Source organism: Pelomicrobium sp. (assembly GCF_036803785.1).
GTDB lineage: Bacteria > Pseudomonadota > Gammaproteobacteria > Burkholderiales > UBA6910 > Pelomicrobium.
This window is the reverse complement of record NZ_DAIRTR010000214.1, coordinates 1-3,021: the sequence shown is the minus strand read 5'-3', so window position 1 is coordinate 3,021 and position 3,021 is coordinate 1. Positions and strand designations below refer to the sequence as shown.

At 68.0% G+C, this 3,021-nt stretch carries 3 protein-coding genes and 1 pseudogene; all 4 read right to left on the bottom strand.

Features of this window, described 5'->3' with window-relative positions:
- A pseudogene (locus V7Q81_RS15360) lies at positions 1-819 on the bottom strand (aminomethyl-transferring glycine dehydrogenase subunit GcvPA); the annotation flags it as partial.
- 75 nt (positions 820-894) lie between these two features.
- On the bottom strand, positions 895-1,284 hold the full coding sequence (gene gcvH, locus V7Q81_RS15355; protein WP_333845064.1) for a glycine cleavage system protein GcvH: 390 nt from the start codon (positions 1,282-1,284) through the stop codon (positions 895-897).
- 84 nt (positions 1,285-1,368) lie between these two features.
- Entirely contained in the window at positions 1,369-2,451 is a 1,083-nt protein-coding gene (gene gcvT / locus V7Q81_RS15350) for a glycine cleavage system aminomethyltransferase GcvT (protein ID WP_333845062.1), read from the bottom strand.
- The coding region (locus tag V7Q81_RS15345; protein ID WP_333845060.1) for a DUF3426 domain-containing protein at positions 2,451-3,021 on the bottom strand (571 nt) is incomplete at its 5' end. The genes gcvT and V7Q81_RS15345, both read right to left, overlap by 1 nt.

Here is a 3,021-nt window from a genome sequence, read left to right as displayed (position 1 = left end):
GCCCAAGGGCTGGCCGTCCCCCACGGCGATGTCGGCCCCGCCCCCTTCCCATTCTCCTGGCGGCTTGAGGAGAGCAGCTGCCAGCGGGTTCACCAACCCGATGACGAGCAGTTTCCGGGCGCGGGCGAAGCGGCACAAGGCATCGGCGTCCTCCAGCACGCCGAAGTAATTGGGCTGGGGGATCACGAGCGCCACGCAGCCTGTGGTATCCATGGCTTCCAGGGCCCGCAAGTCGGTGCGACCGCTCGGCGCATCGAACGGGACCTCGATGAGTTCGATGCCCTGGGGCCGGGTGAGGGTGCGAGCGACCGCCCGGTAAGCCGGATGCACCGTGCGGGGAAGCAGCACCCGGCGCCCAGCTTCAGCCCCACCGCCGTGACAGCGCACAGCCATGAGCACCGCCTCGCCCAGAGCGGAGGCGCCGTCGTAGAGGCCCGCGTTGGCTACTTCCATGGCGGTCAGGGCGCAGATCATAGACTGGTACTCGTACATGAGCTGCAGCGTCCCCTGGCTCGCCTCCGCCTGGTAAGGCGTATAGGCGGAGTAAAGCTCCCCGCGGGTGACGAGCTGCCACACGGCGGCGGGCACGAAATGCTCGTAGGCGCCGGCACCGCAGAAGTTGAGATAGCGGCCGTCGCCCTCGGCACGCTCCAGCAAGAGCCGGGTGACCTGGGCCTCTCCGAGGGCTGGCGGAAGCCCCGCAAGAGTGTCGAGCTTGAGGCTCGCAGGGATCTCGTCGAACAGCTCGTCCAGGGCCTCGATGCCGATGGCATCGAGCATCTCGGCCACGTCCCGCTCGGTGTGGGGGATGAAGGGCATTGCAAAGCCTAATGCGTAAAATGGGAGCGCCCCCGCCCCGCCGATTCCACGCCCAAGGTGCGACCTGCCACCGGATCAACCCTCGTCGGCTTCCACCATGGATTGGTACTGGGCGGCGCTCAGCAGGCGCTTCAAGTCCTCGGCATTTTCGGGTTTGAGCTTGAAGATCCAGGCACCGTAGGGGTCCTGATTCAACTGCTCGGGATGGGCCTCGAGCAGCTCGTTCACCGCCATCACGGTGCCACCCACGGGGGCATAGACGTCAGCGGCGGCCTTCACCGATTCCACCACCGCGCATTCGGCGCCAGCCTTGAACGCTTTGCCCACTTGCGGCAACTCCACGTATACCATGTCGCCGAGCTGTTCCTGGGCGTGATGGGTAATGCCCACCGTCACCAGGCCATCATCGTCCAGGCGCGCCCATTCGTGGGTCTTGGTATAGCGCAGATGATCGGGTGCGGTCATGGACTGTTCCTTTTTTTTGCCTTTCACGAGCGGAAGTGAGCGGCTTCTTTCCCTGCGTGCCTATCCCGCGGCTTAAAAGCACACTCAGAGGGCGATGCGCGGCTTGCCTTCGCGCACGAATGGCGGTTGCACGCACTTGGCTCGCGCCATTTTATCGCGAATCGCCACCAGGACGGACGCGTCCGGCGCAACGCCCAAGGGCAGGCGCGCGAGAGCGATGGAACGGCCCAGGGTCGGCGCGAAACCGCCGCTGGTGACAACGCCCTCGCCTGCGGCCGTCTGAACCCGCTGGCCATGGCGCAGGACCCCTTTGTCCTGCAGCACGAGCCCCAAGCGCTGCCAGCGGGGATGCGCGCCCGTCAAGGCCGCACGCCCCACGAAGTCCCGTGCCCCGTCCAGATCCACCGCCCAGCCCAGAGCACACTCGAAGGGGGTGACGCCCTCGTCCATGTCCTGGCCGTACAGATTGAGTCCGGCTTCCAGCCGCAGGCTGTCTCGGGCGCCCAGCCCGCACGGGGCAATGCCCGCCTCGAGCAAGGCCTGCCACGTCTCCTCGGCCCGGTCGGCGGGAAGCATCAACTCGCAGCCGTCCTCGCCGGTGTAGCCCGTGCGAGCGACGAAGACGCCGTCCGCTTCCGCCCCCTGGAAGCGGGCGAGACCCAGCAAGACGGCGCCGATCCCAGGCAGTGCCGCGGCGGCGCGCCGCCGGGCGTTCGGCCCTTGCACCGCCAGGAGGGCGAGATCGCGGCGCGGCTGGATGGCCACAGGCAGGCCTGCCCCGTGGCGCTGAATCCAGGCCAAATCCTTCTCCGCCGGGCCGGCGTTCACCACCACCCGGAAGGCGGCGGGGCCGCGCCGATAGACGATCACGTCGTCCACGATGCCCCCCCGTTCGTTGAGCAGACAGGCGTAGAGCGCTAAACCGGAGCGGGCGAGCCGGCCCACGTCCTTGGAGAGCAGCCGGGCAAGGAGCCCTTCCGCGGCGGGACCTTCCAAGTCGATCGCCAGCATGTGGGACACATCGAAGACCCCGGCATCTTGACGCACCCGGTGGTGCTCTTCGATCTGGGAGCCGTAATGGAGCGGCATCTCCCAGCCGCTGAAATCCACCCACCGGGCGCCCTGCCGGCGATGAAGCTCGATGAGGGGCGTCGTTTTGAGCGCCATCAGGGATAGAACGCGTACAGGCGATAACCGTTCGGACGCAGCTCACCCGTCTCCAGAGGGAGCCGGATGTCGGTCACCGTGTTGGGCCCGAGCCCCTGGGCCTCGACGCCCTGCCCCCGCAGATAGTCCCGGGGCAGCAGCACTCGCCGCGCCAGGGGCTGGCCCTCCCCGTCGGTCAAGGTGAGCTCGATGGCGGGATAAGCCTGGCGAAACGGCGCTCGGTTGCGCAGCGCCAACATCAGGGTCAGGCGCTCGGGCCGCTGCGGGTCCATTTGCAGGTCAGAGGCCTCGATGTAGACGAAGTGGGCTTTTCGTGGGAGAGGCACCTGGCAGCCCAGAAACGCACAGGCCCGCTCCAGGGATGGGCGAAGGGGGGGAGAGAGGACCGCCAGCTCGGTGCGAAACAGGTACACGAGCTGGACGGTCAGGAGCAGGGACAATACTGCCGCCCCCGCGGTCCAGGCCAGGGACCGGCGACGGGGTGCCGCCGGCGGCTCTTCCAGCCACCCGCCCGCCTCCACCGCGACTGCCTGGCCTCCCCCCTCCATGGCTTGGGCTGACGGGAAAGGG

Coding starts and splice junctions, on each gene's coding strand:
- gcvH (WP_333845064.1), bottom strand. CDS start 1,284: ATGACCGCACCCGATCATCTGCGCTATACCAAGACCCACGAATGGGCG.
- gcvT (WP_333845062.1), bottom strand. CDS start 2,451: ATGGCGCTCAAAACGACGCCCCTCATCGAGCTTCATCGCCGGCAGGGC.